At 71.1% G+C, this 19,200-nt stretch carries 14 protein-coding genes; 8 read left to right on the forward strand and 6 right to left on the reverse strand.

Annotation, left to right across the window (positions count from 1 at the left end; all coding sequences use genetic code 11):
* The 4 genes from JW876_04150 to JW876_04165 form a co-directional block, all read right to left on the reverse strand.
* On the reverse strand, positions 1-1,144 hold a 1,144-nt coding region (locus JW876_04150), incomplete at its 3' end, for a glycosyltransferase family 39 protein (GenBank protein MBN1884700.1).
* A complete protein-coding gene (locus tag JW876_04155; protein ID MBN1884701.1) occupies positions 1,141-2,148 on the reverse strand; it encodes a glycosyltransferase family 2 protein in 1,008 nt (335 codons plus the stop codon). The genes JW876_04155 and JW876_04150, both read right to left, overlap by 4 nt.
* A 19-nt stretch (positions 2,149-2,167) precedes the next feature.
* Entirely contained in the window at positions 2,168-3,496 is a 1,329-nt protein-coding gene (locus tag JW876_04160; GenBank protein MBN1884702.1) for a glycosyltransferase, read from the reverse strand.
* A 54-nt stretch (positions 3,497-3,550) separates the two neighbouring features.
* Positions 3,551-4,882, reverse strand: a complete 1,332-nt coding sequence (locus tag JW876_04165; protein ID MBN1884703.1) for a flippase — start codon at positions 4,880-4,882, stop codon at positions 3,551-3,553.
* A 174-nt stretch (positions 4,883-5,056) separates the two neighbouring features.
* Between JW876_04165 and JW876_04170 the strand changes: the two genes are divergently transcribed.
* The 5 genes from JW876_04170 (at position 5,057) to JW876_04190 (ending at position 9,991) form a co-directional block, all read left to right on the forward strand.
* A complete protein-coding gene (locus JW876_04170) occupies positions 5,057-7,093 on the forward strand; it encodes a T9SS type A sorting domain-containing protein (GenBank protein ID MBN1884704.1) in 2,037 nt (678 codons plus the stop codon).
* Between the two features lie 96 nt (positions 7,094-7,189).
* The gene (locus JW876_04175; GenBank protein ID MBN1884705.1) at positions 7,190-7,591 is read left to right on the forward strand and encodes a hypothetical protein; all 402 of its coding nucleotides are present in this window, start codon (positions 7,190-7,192) and stop codon (positions 7,589-7,591) included.
* 132 nt (positions 7,592-7,723) lie between these two features.
* On the forward strand, positions 7,724-8,905 hold the full coding sequence (locus tag JW876_04180; GenBank protein ID MBN1884706.1) for an aminotransferase class V-fold PLP-dependent enzyme: 1,182 nt from the start codon (positions 7,724-7,726) through the stop codon (positions 8,903-8,905).
* Complete coding sequence (locus JW876_04185) at positions 8,898-9,410, forward strand: hypothetical protein (protein MBN1884707.1); 513 nt, start codon at positions 8,898-8,900, stop codon at positions 9,408-9,410. The genes JW876_04180 and JW876_04185 overlap by 8 nt, the downstream gene beginning before the upstream one ends.
* Positions 9,407-9,991: a hypothetical protein gene (locus JW876_04190; protein MBN1884708.1), complete on the forward strand. Its 585-nt coding sequence runs from the start codon at positions 9,407-9,409 to the stop codon at positions 9,989-9,991. Before JW876_04185 ends, JW876_04190 begins: the two co-directional genes overlap by 4 nt.
* Positions 9,992-9,997: 6 nt before the next feature.
* Here the strand turns inward: JW876_04190 and JW876_04195 are convergent, their stop codons facing one another.
* Positions 9,998-12,124: a M20/M25/M40 family metallo-hydrolase gene (locus JW876_04195; protein ID MBN1884709.1), complete on the reverse strand. Its 2,127-nt coding sequence runs from the start codon at positions 12,122-12,124 to the stop codon at positions 9,998-10,000.
* A 212-nt stretch (positions 12,125-12,336) separates the two neighbouring features.
* Between JW876_04195 and JW876_04200 the strand changes: the two genes are divergently transcribed.
* Both JW876_04200 and JW876_04205 read left to right on the forward strand, forming a co-directional pair.
* Positions 12,337-13,773: a TldD/PmbA family protein gene (locus JW876_04200; protein MBN1884710.1), complete on the forward strand. Its 1,437-nt coding sequence runs from the start codon at positions 12,337-12,339 to the stop codon at positions 13,771-13,773.
* Positions 13,770-15,113, forward strand: coding sequence for a TldD/PmbA family protein (locus tag JW876_04205; GenBank protein MBN1884711.1), 1,344 nt, complete (start codon positions 13,770-13,772; stop codon positions 15,111-15,113). Before JW876_04200 ends, JW876_04205 begins: the two co-directional genes overlap by 4 nt.
* Before the next feature lie 26 nt (positions 15,114-15,139).
* On the opposite strand, the gene JW876_04210 is transcribed toward JW876_04205, so the two are convergent.
* The gene (locus tag JW876_04210; protein MBN1884712.1) at positions 15,140-17,071 is read right to left on the reverse strand and encodes a hypothetical protein; all 1,932 of its coding nucleotides are present in this window, start codon (positions 17,069-17,071) and stop codon (positions 15,140-15,142) included.
* Positions 17,072-17,275: 204 nt separating this feature from the next.
* On the opposite strand from JW876_04210, the gene JW876_04215 reads away from it, so the two are divergent.
* Positions 17,276-19,138: an aspartyl protease family protein gene (locus JW876_04215; protein MBN1884713.1), complete on the forward strand. Its 1,863-nt coding sequence runs from the start codon at positions 17,276-17,278 to the stop codon at positions 19,136-19,138.
* Positions 19,139-19,200 lie beyond the last annotated feature (62 nt).

Here is a 19,200-nt window from a genome sequence, read left to right on the forward strand (position 1 = left end):
GGTCCGCCGCGATCACGTCGCGGGCCCGCGCCGACCAGAAAACAGACGCCTCGGCGTCGGAGAGCTCCCGGCCCGCCTCGCGCGAGGCGATCTGCCGGGCGTCCGCCACGAGCCCCCGCATGTCCGCGCGCATCCCCTCGGGCGGCTCGAAGGCCCCCGTCCCGCCCGGCCGGTTGCCGATGTAAAGGTTGATCCCGCCGTGCGCGGGGAGGGGCAGCGGCGGGCCGCCGGCGCGCGCGTTGTGGATCGCGGCGGGGATCGCCGGGAGGATCGCGCCGGCGACGAGCAGGGCGGCGGCCGCCGCCCCCGCCTTCCAGTTCATCGCGGCCGCTTTGCGCGCGCCTCCCGCGGCCGCGTCGTGCCCGCCCGCCGCCCCCGTTTGCGCGGCCAGAAACAGGAAACGCGCGGCGAGAAGGGGCAGGAGGAGCCCGAAGAGATTCGGGCGGCCGAGAACGCCGAGCCCCGCGACGATCCCGAGAAGGAAGATCGCGCCGCGGAGCGACACGGACCGCCGCCCGATGCGGAGGCGCCCCGGCGTTTGTGTGGCCGCCGGCCCGTCGCCCGGCGTCCGGCCGCCCGCCAGTCCGCCGCCGAGGACCTCGTCGATCCCGAGCGCGAGACAGAAGGCCGCCGCGAAGAGGAAGGTCACGGCGGAGGTGGCGAGAAGGCTCCCCTCGTAGAGTACGAACTGCGGATAGAGGACCGCCGCGGCGGCCGCGACGAGCCCCGCAGCGTCGGCGCGGCCCGTGCCGGCTCTCGCCGCGGACGCGTCCCCGCCGTTCGTCTCCCCGCCAGCCGCCCCGCCGGCGAGTTGCCTGGCGGCGAAAAAGACGAGCGCGATCGTGAGGACGCCGAAGGCCGCGTTGAGGATCCTCGCCGCGAGGAATCCCGCGCCGAAGAGCCGGAACAGCACGGAGAGGAGGACGGGATAGAGGGGATTGAAGGTGAGCGGCCCCGCGGGGAATCCGTTCCCGGACGCCATGGCGGCGGCCGTCTCCCGGTAGAACCGCACGTCGAGCGGTTCGATGTCGCCGAGCGGCGAACGGGACAGCTCGACGAAGAAGACGATCCGCAGAATGACGGCGACGAGAAGGATCGCGGCGAACAGGAGGCCCGTCCGTCGATGTCGCGCCCCGATGGTCATCGTCCGTCCTTTCCGCTCCGCGGCGCCGGCCCGCCGCACCCGTTCCCGTTTCGTTCCGCTTGCCCGCGGCGGGGCCGCGTTTGCCGGCCCGCCGCGACGATCCGCGGCAGGTCGCGCCAGAGCATTGTATACCCGCGCGCCGCCGCCTTCAAGCCGGCCCCGTCGCGCCGCGCGAGGGCGGCGGCGAACCGGGCCGCCGGCTCGAGGAGACAGGCGGCCAGGAGGAGCCCGGCGGCAGTTGCCCCCCCGAAATGCTTTTGCGCGTAGAGGATGCGGCTGCGCGCCCCGTAGAAGAGCCGCGCGGCCACGTCGCTCCCCGACGCCCCGCCTCCGCGGTGGAAAGCGGCGGCCTCGGCGAGATAGCGGCTTCGCCAGCCCGCGCGGGCGAGTCGGAGCGAGAGGTCGAGCTCCTCCATGTAGACGAAGAAGCGCTCGTCGAACCCTCCGGCCGCTTCGAAAGGCGCGCGCCGGACGAGGAAGAAGGCGCCGGTCACCTGGTCGACGTCGCGGCTCTCCGCGTGATCCCACGCCTCCATCCGGTAGCCGGGAAACAGCCGCGGAAAGAGCCGGTCGAGGCCGAGCATGCGGTGGAGGAGGAGAGGCGGCGTCGGGAACCGCGCGCAGGCGCGGTTCGACCTGCCCGCCTCGTCGAGGAGCGTGATCCCGACGACCGCCGTTTGCTCTCCCGCGGCGCCGGAGAGGAAGGCGACGGGCACGGAGAGCGAGTCGGCGAGGAGCCGGGTGTCGGGATTGAGGAAGAGGAGGAGATCGGCGACGCTTCCCCGCGCTCCCTGGTTGCACGCGGCGGCGAACCCGCGGTTCTCTTCGTTGCGGACGATCTCGAGCGCGATTTCCGGGGGTGCATCGATTTGGTCGGAGCCGTCAATCGACGCGTTGTCGACGACGACGACCCGCCGGAGGGAGACCCCGCCGTCCAGGGCGCCGGGGATCGAGGCCACGCAGTCGCGGAGCTGCCCGCCGGTGTTCCAGTTGACGATGACGATGTCGAGCGAGAGCACGCCGTCACCTCCCCTTCGCCGCTTCGTCGAGGATGCGGGCGAGTTCCGCGGCGAGCCGTCCCCGCTCGTAGCGGCCGGCGTCGAATCCCCGTCTTGTCGGTGGTCGTGCGGGTTCGCGGTGTATCCGCCGGATCGCCGCGGCGATCGCCTCCGTGTCGCCCGGGTCCACCGCGCCGCCGCGCCCCGAGGCCTCGAGCAGGTCGCGCGTGGCCCCCGGCGAGACGAGCCCGAGGATCCAGCCACCGGCGCCGATGTACTCGTAGAGCTTGCCGCGCACGTAGAAGCGCGAGTCGCGGGCCGTCTCGACGAGGAGCAGGAGATCGGCGCGGCGCGCGATGGCGAGGGCGTCGCGGCGGGGCAGCGGGCCGGTGAGAAGCACGAGCGAGGTGAGCCCCGCCTCCTCGAGAAGCGCCGGCGCCTCCCCGCCCGCCTCCCCGACGAAGAGGACGCGATCGCGGCCGGGCACGAGTTCCCCCCGCGATACGAGGACGACGAGCGCGTCGAGAAGGGCCGCGGGCGGCCGGTTCCGCCCGGCGCGCCGTTCGAAGGTGCCGATATGGGCCGCGACGAAGCGGGCGCCGCCGATCGCCTCCGCGCTGCGCCCGGAGAGTGCGTCCGCGGCCGCCATCTCGTCGGCGTCCCAGCCGTTCGTGACGCAGTGGATGCGGCCGGCCGCGGCGGGATACCGTTCGCGGTAGCGCGCCGCCGCCTCCGGCGTGTTGAGGACGACGGCGGCCGCCGCACCGACGCACGCCGCCTCCATCCCCTCCTCGATCCGCCGCCGGAGCGGGTCGCTGCCCGCGGCGTCGATGATCGGTTCGATCGTCCACGGATCGCGCAGATCCATCACCCAGGGCAGCGCGCTCCGGCGGGCGAGGCGCAGGGCGAGCAGGTGGGTGGAGTGCGGCGGCGAGGTGGAGTAGACGAGATCGATCCGCTCCTGCCGTACGATCCTGCGCGCCTCGCCGCGGGCGCGGAGCGCCCAGCGGATCTTGTTGTCCGGGATCATGAGCCGCCGGTCCGCGAAGCGAAGCAGTGCCCGGCGCGCCCGATCGATCACGCCGCCGCCGGCCGCACCGGCGCCCTCGCCACCCGCGTCCGCGTCGCCGGCGGCGGCGCGGCTCAGCACGGCGCCGTGCGGCTCGGAGACCCGCACGACGCGCTCTCCCGCCGCGCCGGGTCCGCCGCCGAATCGCCCCGTCGTGAAAACGACCGGCTCCCAGCCGAGCGCCGGCAGGCGCCGGGCGAAGGAAACGCTCCGCGGCACGCCGCCGTTCGCCATCGGCGGGTAGTGGTAGCAGAGCATGAGGACGCGGCGCGCAGCGGGCGTCATTTCGATCCCTCCCCCGCGGCGCCGGCACCTCGCCTGCCTCCTCTCCCGCCCAGCTCAGCCATCGCGCCGTCTCCGGGCGAGGATCGACGGTATGCGCAGCGGGACGGCGAGGGCGAGGAGCATCATCCGCCCGGCGGACCGGGCCGGCCGGTAGACGGCGCATGCGCCGAAGGTGGCCAGCGCGTAGGTGACGATCGTGGCCGTCGCCGCGCCGATCCCGCCGTAGCGCGGGATGAGGACGAGGTTGAGCGCGACGTTCGCAGCGCAGCCGATCGCGTTGGAGTAGAAGAAGAAGGTCATGAACCCCTCGGTGAGGAGCCACCGGCCGAGGCCGGCGCGGAGGAAGACGAAGAGCCCCGCCCAGATGTGTATCGCCAGGATCGGGGCGGCGCCGGCGTACTGCGCGCCGAAGAGCAGGCGCACGAGCGGACCGGCGCCGACGGTGAAGACGACCGCCGTGGCGAGGGCCGTCGCGGCGAGGAAATCGTAGAGCTGCTGGAGGCGACGCCGGTAGAGATCGCCGTCGCGCTCGCGGGCGCGCACGAGGGCGGGGAAGACCGAGGAGGAGATGGCGACGGGCACGAAGTACCACACCTCGGAGAGCCGCACCGCGGTGGAGTAGATGCCGACCGCCTCGTCGCCGATCATCCCCCCGAGCATCACCTGGTCGATCCTGAGGTAGAGGATCGAGAGGACGCCGGAGAGGATGAGGGTCCACGATTGGCCGAGGAGATCGCGGGCACGGGCGAGGCGGAACCGCCACGCGGAGAGCCGCAGGCCGCGCAGCCGGTAGACGGCGACGAGCCCGCCGGCGACGGCGACCATCTCGAAGGTGGCCACCGCCGCGAAGGCGACGACCGGCGCCCGGGCGAGGATCATCGCCACCTTCCCCGCCGAGGCGAGCAGGAGGGCGACGGCGCGGGCGATGACGGGGTACTTCGACTCGACCTGCGACTGGAACCAGAGGTCGATGGAGTCGAAGGCGCGGAAGAGGATGCCGAAGGCGATGATCGCCGTCATGATCCTGATCGCGGCGTCGTCGCGGACGAGCGCGATCGAGAGGGAGGCGGCGGCGAATGCGACCGCGCCCCCCACGAGACGCAGGAAGAAGACGGTGCCGAGGATCTCGCCCCGCTCGGCCGGCTCGCGGACGATGTCCCGCACGACGAGCCCCTCGAGGCCCAGCTGCGCGATCGGCGTGAAGAGGGTGACGAAGGCGATCGCGTAGCTGAAGGCGCCGAAACGGTCGGGGCCGAGATAGCGGGCCAGCCAGACGCTGACGAAGAGGCCGATGAGGATCCTGAGCACCTTGAGCGAGAAGAGCCAGCCGGTGTTGACGATGATCTTCCTGAGGGCCGAGGTGATCCTGAATCCGCTGTCCTTCATCGCTCCCGCCTCCGGCGCCGGGCCGTTCCGCGCGCGGCCCGGTGCGCGGAGGCGACCCCCGCCCCGCGCCCCGCGGCCGGTCGGGCGGAAGTATACGCGAGCAGGCGCGGCGATGAAAGCCCCAATCCCCGGGCCGGGTGCTGGAACGGCCCGCCGGAAAATGCTATAATCATCATGATGAGACCCTGTTTCCGACCCACACGGTTCCGGTGGCACGTCCCCGCCGCGCTCTTGGCGGCGGCCTTCCTCTCGGCGGCGACGCCGGCGGCGGCGCAGGGTCCCTATCGCCTCATCCACGGCGACATCCTCCGGCACGCGGAATCCCCGGACGCCGCCCGGCTCCTCGCCCCGCCCCCGACGGCGGGGCAGCTGGCGTACGACGTCCTCCACTACGACCTCGACGTTGCCATCTTCCCCGGGGTCCGCGAGATCGACGGCACGGTCGCCGTGACCGTCTCCTGCCTCGCCGCCGGACTCGATTCGATCGAGCTGGACCTCGATCCCTCCTATGGCGTCCTCATGACGACCGACGCCGGCGGCATGCCACTCGCACGGACCCGGCCGGGCGACCACGTCGTGATCCATCTCGCCGGGCCCCTCGCCGCGGGCGAGGAAACGACGGTCGTCGTCCACTGGACCGGCAGCCCCGAGGCGGCCGACGAGCCGGGGCTCTTCTTCCGCGAGTATCTCGGCGAGCCGCTCGTCTTCTCGCTCAGCCAGCCGTGGAGCGCCCGGGCCTGGTGGCCCTGCAAGGACGTCCCGGAGGACAAGGCGACCTTCGATCTCGCCTTCGCCGTTCCCGCCGGGCTCGTCGCGGCGTCGAACGGCGTGCTCGTCGAGAGCGGGCCCGACACACTGCGGGGAGAGCCCTGCGACGTGTACCGGTGGCGCACGAATCACCCGATGGCCGTCTACCTCGCCTCGGTGGCCGCCTATCCGTACACGACGATCGAGGATGTCTTCGAATACGCGCCAGGCGACACGATGCCCGTCGTCCACTACGTCTTCCCGTCGCGGGAATGGGTGTGCCGCCAGGACTTCTCGATCACCGTGCCGGCCCTCGGGTTCTTCTCCTCGATCTTCGGCCCCTATCCCTTCGCCGACGAGAAGTACGGCGCGGCCCTCTGCGACATCGGCGGCGGCATGGAGCACCAGACCCTGACGAGCTACGGCTGGCAACTGGCCGACGGAACGCACCGCTACGACTGGGTCTTCGTCCACGAGATGTCGCACCAGTGGTTCGGCGACGCCGTCACCTGCCATGACTGGAGCGAGATCTGGCTGAACGAGGGGTTCGCCTCCTACGCCGAGGCGCTGTGGTTCGAGCATGTGGACGGCCCGGCGGCGCTCCGCGACTACATGGACGCGAAGGACCGCCCCGACCGGTGGCACGGCCCGATCCTCCGCGACCCGGACGTGGACGACCCGATGTACTACTTCGACGACGTCGTCTACAACAAGGCCGCGTGGATGCTCCACATGCTCCGTCGCGTCGTCGGCGACGCGGTCTTCTTCGCCGCCCTCGAGAGCTACGCCGGCGACCCTCGCTACCGCTACGCGACGGCGCGCACGGAGGATTTCCGGGCGGTGTGCGAGGCACTGTACGGCCATTCCCTCAACTGGTTCTTCGACGAGTGGCTCATCCGCGACGACCGGCTCCAGGTGCGCTGGGAGTGGAGCCAGAGCCTCCTCGCCGGTGAGATCGTCCTCACCCTGCTGGTGACCCAGCTCCAGTCGACGGCCTACACGATGCCGATCGACTGCGCCATCGAGACGACGTCCGGCACGACGGAGGAGCGGATCTGGATTTACTCGCCGGCCGACACATTCACCTTCGTCCTCGACCGGCCGGCGATCGACATCCGTCTCGACGACGGCCACTGGGTGCTCTGCGACCGGATCGCCGGCGGCGCGACCGCCGCGGAGATCCCCGCGCCGACGGCCCTGCGCGGGGCCTTCCCCAACCCCTGCAATCCCTCGACGACGATCCGCTTCGATCTCGCCTCCCCCGGGCGGGTCGCCCTGCGCCTCTACGACGTCCGCGGCGCCCTCGTGCGCGTCCTGCTCGACGAGCGCCTCGGCACCGGCGGATGGGAGATCGCCTGGGACGGACGGAACGACGCAGGGCGCCCCCTCGCCGCGGGCGTCTACTTCTGCCGCCTCCGGGCCGCGGGAGAGACCTTCACCTCGAAGATCGTCCTCGCCCGCTGATCCCCCCGCGACCGGCGCCGCATGCTTTTTCGAATGGATCGCCCCGTCGGCGTGTATACCCTGTGAAGGCTCCATTCGAGGGGGAAAGAGATGCACATGAACCGACGCACCATGCCGGCGGTTCTCGCCGCGGCGGCGATCATCTTCTCGGGCGCCGCCCCGGCCGGGCGCTCCGCGGACGGCGCGCGCCCCTGCGGGCACTGCGTGGAGGTCGGCGGGAAATCGGTCACCCTGCGGACGGCCCTCCACTCGGGACGTACGCTCCACATGACGATCGCGCTCGACGGCGGTCCCACGGTGACCTCTGTCGTCTACCGCGCCGCACCGGACCGATCGGCCGTCGCCAGGCGGCAGGAAGTCGGATTCGCCCGTCGGCCGGACGCGCCGCACCCGAGCGGACGATCGGGCCCGGGACGGCGGATCCTGCGCGCCGTGCGCGTCGCCAACCTGATCGCGGGCCTCCTCGCCCGCGCCGCCGGATTCGCCGCCGCAAGCTGACCGCGCCCGGCCGCGGGCGCAACCATTCGCCGCCGGTCCCCGTAGACCGTTTGCCCCCCCGTGGGGAAATGCTGTATCCCCCCTCGCCCGCCGCGTGTATACTCTGCCCGCGGACCGGAAACGGAGGATCGCATGGACCGGGCTTCCGGATCGATCGACTGGCAGGGCTACCGCGCCGATTTTCCGGCGACGGAGCGGCTCGTCTATTACAACAACGCGGCGATCAGCCCCCTCTCCACGCGGGCGCGGTCGGCCGCGGACGCCGTCGCGGCCGCCTTCGAGCGCGAGGGGATCCTCTGCGAAAAGCGCGTCTTCGGGCGCGTCGGCGAGATCCGGAAGGCGGCGGCGACGCTCATCGGGGCCGCCCCCGAGGAGATCGCCTTCACCCGCAACACCACGCAGGGCGTCCTGATCGCGGCGAACGGCATCCGCTGGCGCGCCGGCGAGAACGTCGTCCTCCCCTCCGTGGAATTTCCCGCGAACGTCTACCCGTGGATGGCGCAGCGGCGCCGCGGCGTCGAACTGCGCTTCGTCGAGCCCCGCGACGGCATCGTGACGACGGAGATGATCGAGGCGGCCTGCGACGGCCGGACGCGCGCCGTCACCGTCTCCTGGGTGCAGTTCTCCTCCGGCTACCGCGTCGATCTCGCCCGGCTCGGCGCCTTCTGCCGGGAAAGCGGGATCCTGCTGCACGTGGACGCGATCCAGGGACTCGGCGCCCTCGCCTGCGACGTCGAGCGCCTGGGGATCGATCTGCTCTCGGCGGGAGGGCACAAGTGGCTCCTCGCCGTGCCGGGGATCGGTCTCCTCTACTGCCGGCGCGGGCTCCTCGACGAGCTCGACGTGTGGAATCCCGGCTGGCTCGGCGTGAAGGACGCGTGGAACTTCCTCGACTACAGGCTCGAATGGCGTCCCGACGCGGCGCGCTTCGAGGAGGGCTCGGCGAACCTCCTCGGCGTCGCCGCGCTGGGGGCGGCGATCGACCGCTTTCTCGAGATCGGGCCGGCCGCCGTCGAGGAGCGTGTGCTTTATCTCGCCGGCGCGCTCGCCGACGGCCTCGCCGACCGGGGCCACGAGCTCGTCACGCCCCGCGAAGACGACCGGCGGGCGGGGATCGTCTGCTTCCGCCTCGCCGGCGGCGGCACGGACGAGGCCTTCGCCGCACTCCGGGAGGCGGGCGTCGTGGCGAGCCTCCGCGAGGGGGCCATCCGGCTGAGCCCTCATTTCTTCAACGACGAAATGGACATGTCGCGTTTCTTCACCGCGCTCGACCGGTCGGCCGGGCGCTCGCACAAAGGACGGAGCCATGGCTGAGCGAAAACGCTTCAACCCGGTGCCGGGGCTGATCCTGATCTTTCTCGGGGTCCTCTTCCTGCTCGGCAACTTCGGCGCCCTCAGGATCGACGGCGAGGTCTTCTGGACCTACATCCTGATCTTCCTCGGGGGGATCTTCTGGATCGGCTTCCTCTTCGACCGGAGCAAGCCGGGGCTGCTGATGCCCGGCACGATCCTCCTCACGATCGGCCTGATGTTCTACTACGCCGCGCGGACCGACTGGTACGTGATGGAGAACATCTGGCCCTTCTTCATCCTCGCGCCGGCCTTCGGCTTCTACGCGATGTACCTGCTCGGCGGGCGCGACCGGGGGCTGCTCATTCCCGCGGCCATCCTGACGGTGATCGGCGTCGTCTTCCTCATGCAGAGCGCCGACTACGGGATGCGCTACGTCTGGCCGATCGCCCTCATCGTCCTCGGCGCCCTCCTCCTGCTCCGCGGGGCACGCGGCGAAAGCGGCGACGATCGGGGAGGTGCCCGATGACACGTTCGCACAGGCACGCCGCATGGGGGATCATCCTCGTCGTTCTCGGCGTGATCCTCCTCCTCGACGCCTTCCGCATCTTCGACTTCTGGTGGACCTTCTGGAAGCTCTGGCCGCTCCTGCTCGTCTGGTGGGGGATCCGGCTGATCCGCCGCGAGCGCCGGGGCGACTCGGCGGCCGCCTTCGAGGCCTTCGGCGACCGCACGGTGAACGTGACGGAGGAGACGATCTCGCAGGAGGGGATCTTCGGCGACATCCGCGTCACGGCTGCGAGCGAGGTCTTCCGGGGCGGATCGGTGTCGAACGTCTTCGGCGACGTCCTCGTCGATCTCGACGGCGTCGTCCGCGTGGAGGGCGAGGCGCGCCTCCTCGTCAAGTGCGTCTTCGGCGACATCCGCGTCCGGTTGCCGCGCGGGGCCGAGTACACGATCGAGGGGAAGAGCTCCTTCGGACACACCGCCGCGCCTGACGGCCAGCGGCTCCACGGGCGGGCCTACGCGAGCCCCGGCTTCGACGCGGCGCCGGACCGCATACGCCTGACCGTCTCCTGCGTCTTCGGGGACGTCGATGTCATGCAGTAGGCGGCGTCACCGGACGATGACGACCTTGCGGACCTGCTCGGCGGCGCCGGCGCGCAAGCGGAGGAAGTAGACGCCGCTCGCGAGGCGGCGCCCCCCGGAGCCGACCCCGTCCCAGCGGTAGGCGATCTCCCCCGGGCCGATCTCGCCTCCGATCAGCGAGGCCACGCGGCGCCCGAGCACGTCGTAGACGCCGAGATCGACGCGCATGCGCGAGGGCAGGTCGAAGGAGATGGCCGTCGCGGCGGAGAAGGGGTTGGGAACGTTCCGGCGGAGGACGACAACCCCGATCGAGTCGGCCGCCGCCTCCACCCCCGCGAGAAGGACGACGGCGCCGAGCGCGGCCCGCGTGCAGTGGGCGGCGTACTCGAAATCGACGTACGCGGCGACGTCAGTGCACGAATGGTAATGCGGCGTGAGTTCGTTCTTCTTCCCCTCGATCACGAGCACGCTCGGAATCCCCAGGTCGTAGAACGAGACGTGGTCGCTGATCGGCATCTCGTTCACGAGGAGATGCGGCGACAGGGGGCTGCCGATCGCCTCTGCGGTCTCGTCTAAGAGGACGAAGAGCAGCGAGTCGGGAGCGAAGCCGGCGCGTCCGGCGACCTCGACCGAGCGGTCCCCCCCCTCGTCCCATCCGATCATGTCGATGTTCACCACGGCCTCGTAGACGGCGCCGTCATCGAGATGCGCCGCGAAATGCCTGCTGCCGAGGAGCCCCATCTCCTCGCCGTCGAAGAAGACGAACTCGATCGTCTTCTCCGGGCGCTCCCCGGCGAGGGCCCGTGCGGATTCGAGGACGGCCGCCGTGCCGCTGGCGTTGTCGTCGGCCCCCGGCCCGCAGACGAGCGGCGTGCTCGACTGGCTGTCGTAGTGCGCGCAGAGAACGATCCGCCGGTCGGGCTCCCGCAGCCCCGGCAGGCGGAAGACGAGGTTGATCCCGGACAGCGAATCGGAGAGATCCCAGCGCCCCTCGACGGCGGGCGGATCGAGACGGACCCGCCGGGCGATCTCCCCGCCGACGACCCACACGCACGCCGTGTCGGCGGCGATCCGCCAGACGCCCGGCTCGCCCGCCGAGATCGAGGCCCACGTGGCGCCCCCGTCCTCGCTCAGCCACACCGTCCCGTTTTCCCCGGCAGCGACGGCGGTGAGGGAATCGACCATCTCGACGGCGCGCATCGCCTCCGGGACCGGGGAGGAGGTCCAGGTGACACCGCCGTCGGCGGTGTGCCAGGCCCCCTCGAGCCCCACGATCACGCCCCGCCCGCTCTCGTGGAAATCGATGTCCCGGAGCGGCTGGGAGGTGAGGCTCCGGCTCGTCCAGTTGCCTCCCATGTCGACGCTCTCGAAGAGCCGCCCGCCGTCGGCGACGGCCCAGATGTGCATCGGCCCGGTCATCGCGCAGCCGTTGAGGCCGAGATAGGAGAACCTGGGCGCCGGCACGGGAAACCAGTAGCCCCCGTCGTCGACGGTGACGAGGAAGGTGCCGACCGAGCCGCATGCGACGCCGAAGGGGGGAAAGGCCAGATCGACCTCGTGGAGGGTGAAGACGTTCGCCCCCTGCGCGCGCTCCTCGAAGGAGCGTCCGCCGTCGGTCGAGACGAGGAGCGCGCCGAGACCGCCCCCCGAGAGGCCGACGGCCGCCCAGAGCCGGCCCGACGGATCGACGTCGAGATCCATGACGCGGTGCCCCAGCGCGCAGCACGCCTCGAACCGATCCCACCCGCCGGCCGCCGTCGCCATGCAGATGCCCCCGTCGAGATTCCCCGCCCAGACGGTGTCGCACCCGGTCGCCAGGGCGACACCGGTGAGGTCGGGCCGGTCGATCGAGAGGAGGAACTCGCGGATCTCCGGCTCGTAGCCGGCGGCCCGCGCGCGGTCGAGGAGGTACGCGGCGGCGAGGTACTTCTCGGGGGAGGTCGCGTGACGCGTGTGGAGGCGCGCGGCCACGCCGTCGATCCGGAAGGAATCGGCGCCGGAGAGATGCCGGACGGTCTGCTCGATCGCATCCCGGCTCACGCGCCCGACGATGTCGCAGGGCACGCACCGTGGCGTATCGGCCGAGACGTCGACCGCGAATACGACAAGACACAGGCACAGTCCGCGACGGAGCGCGGAACCCGTGGTGCGCATTAAATTTTCCCTTCGCAGATCGAGAGCGTGGATAGAGTATATCAGAGGCGCATTCCCGAGGTCAATACGGCATATCCGACGCGCGTGCGGCGGGTGGCCTTTTTTCTTTGTCGGCGGTGGAGCATCTGCTACATTCTCCCGGTGACCGCGCCGGCGAGCGGCGGCGCGACACGAATACATGACGGAAAACGGTCGCGGGGAGGCATCGGCGAGTGATCGCGTGGCAGGACCATTTCGGCGTCGACGACAAGCGGATCGCGGCGATCCTGGGGACCGCCCTGTCCCGCGGCGGCGATTTCTGCGATCTCTTCTTCCAGCACACGATCGAGAACCAGATCGTGCACGAGGAGGGGATCGTCAAGGAAGGGCACCAGAGCATCTCGCACGGCGTCGGCATCCGCGTCGTCAAGGGAGAGGGGACGGGCTACGCCTACACCGAGGAGCTCACCGCCGGGCGGATGCGCGACGCGGCCCTCACCGCCTCGGCGATCGCCGAGTCGGGCGCGTCCCCGGGCCCGGTGGCCCTCGAACCGGTCCACTTCGAGAACCGCTACCCCGTCGTCGAGGCGGCCACCGGCGCGGCCCTCCGGCGGAAGATCGCGTGGATCGAGGAGGCCGAGCGGGCGGCGCGCGCCTGCGACGAGCGGATCGTCAAGGTGACGGCCGTCCTCGCCGACAGCCTGAGCGCGGTGATGATCGCCACCTCTGACGGCCGCATCCTCCGCGACATGCGCCCGATGCTTCGCTTTTCCGTCTCGGTGGTCGCCGAGAAGAACGGCAACCGCCAGATCGGCATCTCGAGCGGCGGCGGCCGGATCGGCACGGAGTACTTCGACACGCGCACCTCCCCGGCGGAGCATGGCCGCGAGGCGGCCCGTCAGGCCCTCCTCCTCCTCGAGGCGATCGACGCACCCGCCGGCCCGATGGAACTGATCCTCGCCCCCGCCGAATCGGGCGTCTTGCTCCACGAATCGGTGGGACATCCCCTCGAGGCCGACTTCATCAGGAAGGGAACCTCGGCCTACACCGACCGCGTCGGCGACCGCGTGGCGAGCGAGCTCGTGACGGTCATCGACGACGGCACGATCCCCAACGACCGCGGCGCGATCAACTTCGACGACGAGGGCACGCTTCCCCGCCGCACCGTCCTCATCGAGAAGGGGATCCTGAAGGGCTTCATGCACGACCGCATCAGCGCGAACCGGTTCGGCGTGGAGCCGACGGGGAACGGCCGCCGCGACTCCTACAAGAGCCCGCCGATCCCGCGGATGACGATCACCTATCTCGCCAACGGCGAAAGCGATCCCGGGGAGATCCTGCGCTCGACGAAAAAGGGGATCTTCTGCAAGTCCTTCCGCGGCGGCCAGGTGGACATCTCCAACGGCGACTTCGTTTTCGTCCCCATCGAGGCCTACCTCGTCGAGGGGGGACGGATCACCGCGCCGGTCAAGAACCTCACGATCATCGGGAACGGGCCGGACGCCCTCTCCCGGGTGACGATGGCGGGAAACGATTTCGCGTTCAGCGACGGCCGCTGGACCTGCGGCAAGGGACAGCACGTGCCGGTCGGCGTCGGGCTGCCGACGATCAAGATATCGGAGATCACCGTGGGCGGAAGCGATCTCTCGGCGCAGGGAGGCGGCGGATGAGGATCGACGCGATGGAGGAGACGGCGCGCCGCGCGGTCCAAACGGCCCTCGCCGCCGGGGCGGACACCGTCGAGGCGGCCGTCGTGGACAGCGAGCAGTTCGACACGACGGTGCGGAGCGGCGGAATCGAGACCCTCACCGAGTCCCGGTCGAGCCGGATCGCGCTGAGCGTCTCGGTAAACCGGCGGAAGGCCTCGGTCACCTCGAGCGACCTCTCCCGGGAGAGCATCGCGCGCCTCGTCGCCGGCAGCGTCGAGCTGGCCCGGCTCATGGACGAGGACGAGTTCTTCGGCCTGCCGGACCCGGCCGACCTCGGCGAGACGCCAGCGGAACTCGATCTCGTCGACGACTCGATCGCCCGCCTGCCCGCCGACGAGAAGATCGCCCGCGCGAGACGACTCGAGGAAACGGCCATCGGCATGGACGACCGCGTCATCACCGACGGCGCCTCGTTCACCTCGGGGCTGGAGAGCGTCGCCTTCGCCAATTCCCTCGACTTCTGCGGCTCGCAGACGCAGACCTTCGCCGCGATGTCGCTCTCCCTCGCCGCCGGGGACGCCGGCGGAGGCGGCGAGAACACCGGCAAGCGCCAGTCCTCGTACTGGTACACCGCGGGCACGCACCTCGACGATCTCGAATCGATCGAGGAGGTGGCTGGGCGGGCCGTCGAGCGGACGATCCGCAAGCTCGGCGGGCGGAAACCGGCCACCTGCGAGGTTCCCGTCGTCTTCGACCCCATCACCGCAACGGCCTTCCTCTCCCACATCGCCTCGGCGGTCGGCGGCGGGAACATCTACCGGAAATCGAGCTTTCTCGTCGACCGGCTCGGCGAGCGCATCGCCGCGCCGGGCGTGACGATCGTCGAGGATCCGCTGCTGCCGCGGCGGCTCGGCAGCCGCCTCTTCGACAGCGAGGGCGTGCGAACGCGGAAAACCGTCGTCGTCGCCGGTGGCGTCCTCGAGACCTACCTCATGAGCGTCTACCAGGCCCGCAAGCTCGGGCTCAAGACGACCGGGAGCGCCGGCGGCCACTCGAACATCTACATGGAGCCGGGCGAGCGGAGCCCGGAGGAGATCATCGCCGGGATCGGGCGCGGCCTCTACCTCACCTCGCTCTTCGGGCCGGGGGCGAACTGGTCGACGGGGGATTTCTCGCAGGGGGGGCAGGGGCTCTGGATCGAGGACGGCCGTCTCGCCTACCCGGTGAACGAGTTCACGATCGCGGGCACCTTCGACGGGATCCTCGGCGGGATCGCGGCGATCGCCGACGACCTCGTCTGGCGGAAGCCGGTGGCGGCCCCCACCTTCATGGTCGACGCGATGACGGTGAGCGGCACCTGACCAACTGATCCGCCGCGAGCCCGATCCTACCGCAAAAGCACCATCTTCATCGAGAGCCGCGATTTCCCCGACGAGAGCACGGCGAAGTAGACGCCCGAGCCCGCACGGCCGCCGCGGTCATCCCTGCCGCACCACTCGACGGCGTGGTCACCGGCCCTCTCGACGCCGTCGACGAGGACGGCGATCCTCCGGCCGGCCGCATCGTAGACGGCGAGCCGCACGAATCCGCTGGCGGCGAGGCTGTAGCGGATCGTCGTGACCGGGTTGAAGGGATTCGGGGTGTTCTGGCGGAGCGCGAAGGGCGCCGCGGGAACACTCACCGCGCCGGTCTCGAAGAGGATGACGCGTTCGCCGTCCTCGATCGCGTCGAGCCGGTAGACGTAGGACCGGCCGGGAACGATGTCCGTGTCGTGGACGGCGTATGCCTCGCCGTCGAAGTCGATCGCCGCCGCGGCGAGATCGATCCAGATCTCCGAGGCGGCCTCGCGGCGCAGCAGCAGGAAATCGGGATGGTCGCCGCCGGGGGCGAGGGCCCAGGAGACGACGATCGCGCCGTCCGAGGGGGACGCCGACCACGCCGCCACGGCGGTCGCGACGAAGTCACCGTCGGCCGTGACGCGCGTGCAGAAGACGTCCGCGTCGATCGATTCGCCTTCCCACGCGACGATCGCGCCGCCGGCGCCGTCCGCGCCGAGCTCGGGGAGGCGCTGGTCGCCGGGGTCGGTGCAGATCGCGACGCCACCGGTTTCCCACAACGGTTCTCCCGCGGCGTCGATCCGCTGCGCGTAGACGTCGTATTCGCCGGACCGGCCGTCCTGCCACGCGACGCACGCGCCGCCCACGCCGTCGGCGACGAGGCGCGGGTTGACCTGGTGGCCCGGGGCGGCGATGACGGCCCGCCCGCCGGCAATCCACGATGTGCTTCCGGAAAGGGCGATCCGCTGCGCGTAGACGTCGTTCCCCTCGTCCCTGAGATCGGTCCACAGGGCGACGACGCCGCCCGGGTCGGTGAGGACGACGCGCGGGAACCACTGGTCGTTCGCGGCCTGGCAGACGGCGAGTCCGCCGGACGCCCAGAGGATCGCGCCCGCGGCGTCGATCCGCTGCGCGTAGATATCGTAGTCGCCGCCGCGCAGGTCGTGCCACACGAAGACGGCCCCGCCGAGCCCGTCGCCGCAGGCGTCGAATGAGGAGCGGACGTCGCCCTCCACGCAGACGGCCACGCCGCCGCCCCAGCGCGCGGCGCCGTCCGCGTCGATCCGCTGCGCGACGATGGCGCCCGCGCCCGATCCGTCCTCGATCCAGGCGACGATCGCGCCCCCCGCGCCATCCGGGACCATCACGGGAACGCGCGGCGCGCCGCCGCCGCGGACGACGACGTCGCCAGCCCAGCCGGGCGTGCCGTCGGCGAGGATCCGGCTCGCGCAGACGACGCTCTCGTCCCCCTGGCCGACCTGCCAGGCGACGATCGCGCCCCCCGCGCCGTCAGCGGCGACGAGGGGGAAGAAATCGTCGGTGGCGCCGTTCGAGACGGCGACGCCTCCCGCGGCCCACGCGCGGTTTCCCGCGCCGTCGATACGCTGCGCGTAGACGTCGGTGCCACCGTCGCGATGGTCCATCCAGACGACGATGACGCCACCCGCGCCGTCGGAGATCGTCTGGCGGAAAAACTCCTGCTGGCCGGGATCGTCGCAGACGGCCATGCCGGCGGCCCCCCATCCGGGATCGCCGGCCGAGGTCACCCGCTGGGCGTAGAGATCGCCGTTGCCGGCGCGGTAGTCCTGCCAGACGATGATCGCCCCGCCGAGCCCGTCGGAGACGACGCTCGGGTACCACTGGCACCCGCCCTCGGCGCAGAGTTCGATCTCGTCGGAAGACCAGGAGGCGTCGGCGGCGGCAGGAACGAACAGGCAGGCAATGGCCAGGGCGGCGAGCGCGGCGAGCGAGTTGGATGTCATCCCCATAACCTCTCGTTGCTGGTGCGTCGGCTGTCGAGCACCATACGGATTGCAACTCGTGTTCCACCGGGGAGCCCCCTCCGACCCGGCCGCGAATGGATCCTTTCACAAGGCCCTTTCGCCGTGGTAATATACCGACCGACGGGAAACGATGAAATAGGACGAAGCCCTCAAAACCCTCCTCGGGACCGGACCGGAAAAACGGTGAAAGCGCTCAGAAAATTCGTGGCGGCGGCGGTCGGTGTCCTTTCCTTCCTCCTGCCCGCGTTGCCGAATGCAACGACGCTCGACGCCGACTCGCTCCTCGCCCTCCACGCCGAGGCCCTCGGCGGGCTCGGGCAGATCGCCGCCGTGCGCGCCCGCTACGTCGAGTCGACGATTCGCATGGAATCGACCGGCCTCGAGGGCCGCATCCGCTCGTGGACGATGCGTCCCTGCCTCGCGCGCACCGAGATCGATCTCGGGATGCTCGCCATCCGGCGCGGATACGACGGCGAGCGGCTGTGGACGGTCGACCAGAACGGCAAGCTGGCCTACCGGGAGGATCCCGCCTCCCTCAACGACCGGGTGACCGACTGCCTGCTCGAGAGCCGGGACTACCTCTGCGCCGGCAGCGACACCGAACGGGAAGCGGCCGGCCTCGACACGGTCGACGGCGTCCCCTGCGAAACGCTCCTCTTGCGCCCGGCGGGGGGCTCCCCCTGCCGCCTCCTCATCTCGGCGGAGAGCTTCCTCACGGTCCGGGCGGAGATCGAATCGCCCGCCGGCACGGTCTGGATGACCTTCGGGGACTGGCGCGAGGTCGACGGCGTGATGTTCCCCTTCGAGACGGTCACCGAGCACGTGGCGATCGGCCAGCGCCTCGCGACGCGCATCGAGCAAATCGAGCTGAACCCGTCGATCGACCCGGCGCTCTTCTTCCCCCCCGCCGAGGACGCGCGCGATTACCGCTTCGCCTCGGGAGCCGGGGCGACGATCCCCTTCACCTACCACCTCCGGCACCTCTACGTGCCCGTCGAGCTTCCCGGCGTCGCGGAGCGACCCTTCTTCCTGCTCGATTCCGGCGCGGGGATGACGGTGGTCGACTCCGTCCTCGCCCATGCCATGGCCTTGCCGGAGGGCGGGCGCATCGCCGGCGCCGGGGCCGGCGGCATGGCCGAATTCCGCATGACGCACCTGCCGGGGCTCGGCGTCGCCGGAATCGAATTCGACGAGCAGACGGTCATCGTCTACCCGGCGAACCGGCTCGTGGGGCAGCTGACCGGCCTGCCGATCGGCGGCGTGCTGGGATACGACTTCCTCAGCCGCTTCGCCGTGGTGATCGACTACGAGAACCGCTTCCTCGCCGTCTCCGATCCCGATTCCTTCCACGCGCCCGGCGGCCCGGCCGCCGTCGAGGCCCCCCTCGTCAACAACATCTTCTCCCTTCCCGTCCGGATCGACGGCGCGGCCGACGGGCTGTTCCTTCTCGACACGGGAGCGAACACCACCGCCGTCCGCCGCGGCTTCCTCGAAACCCACGGCCTGCTGGCCGGCCGGCGGCGCGCGTCGATCTCGATCACCGGCGCCGGGGGCTCGAGCGAGGCGTTCCTGCTGCGCCTCGGTTCCGTCGACATCGGGGAGACGAGGCTCGAGGAGCCCGTCGTGGCGGTCACCGGGGAGGCGGAGGGCGTCTGGGCCTTGGGCGGGATCGACGGTGTCGTCGGCAACGACATCCTCGAGCGCTTCACCCTCATTCTCGACTACCGCGACCAGCAGGTGACGCTCGTGCCGAACGACCAGGTCGGCGAGCCCTTCCACCGCGACAAGAGCGGCATCCACGCCTCCTTCGACGCGAACGGACGCTGGGTCGTCCGCTGGATCGTCCCCGGCTCGCCGGCGGCCGTCTCCGGCCTGCGCCCGGGGGACGTCATCCTCTCGGTCGACGGCGAACCGGCGTCGCGGGAGGCCGTCGCGGGCAGGATCGAGGACGCGCTCTCGGCGGAGGAGGGGACGACGGTCGAGATCCGCTGCAGCCGCAACGGCAGGAAAATGCGTGCATCCCTCCGCCTCTCCTCGTACATTTAACGATACGCGCCCCGCCGGCCCGCGGCGGAGCTTCTCCAGCGCGACGCCGCACCGGCGAAAGG

It is taken from the genome of Candidatus Krumholzibacteriota bacterium (genome assembly GCA_016931295.1).
GTDB lineage: Bacteria > Krumholzibacteriota > Krumholzibacteriia > Krumholzibacteriales > Krumholzibacteriaceae > JAFGEZ01.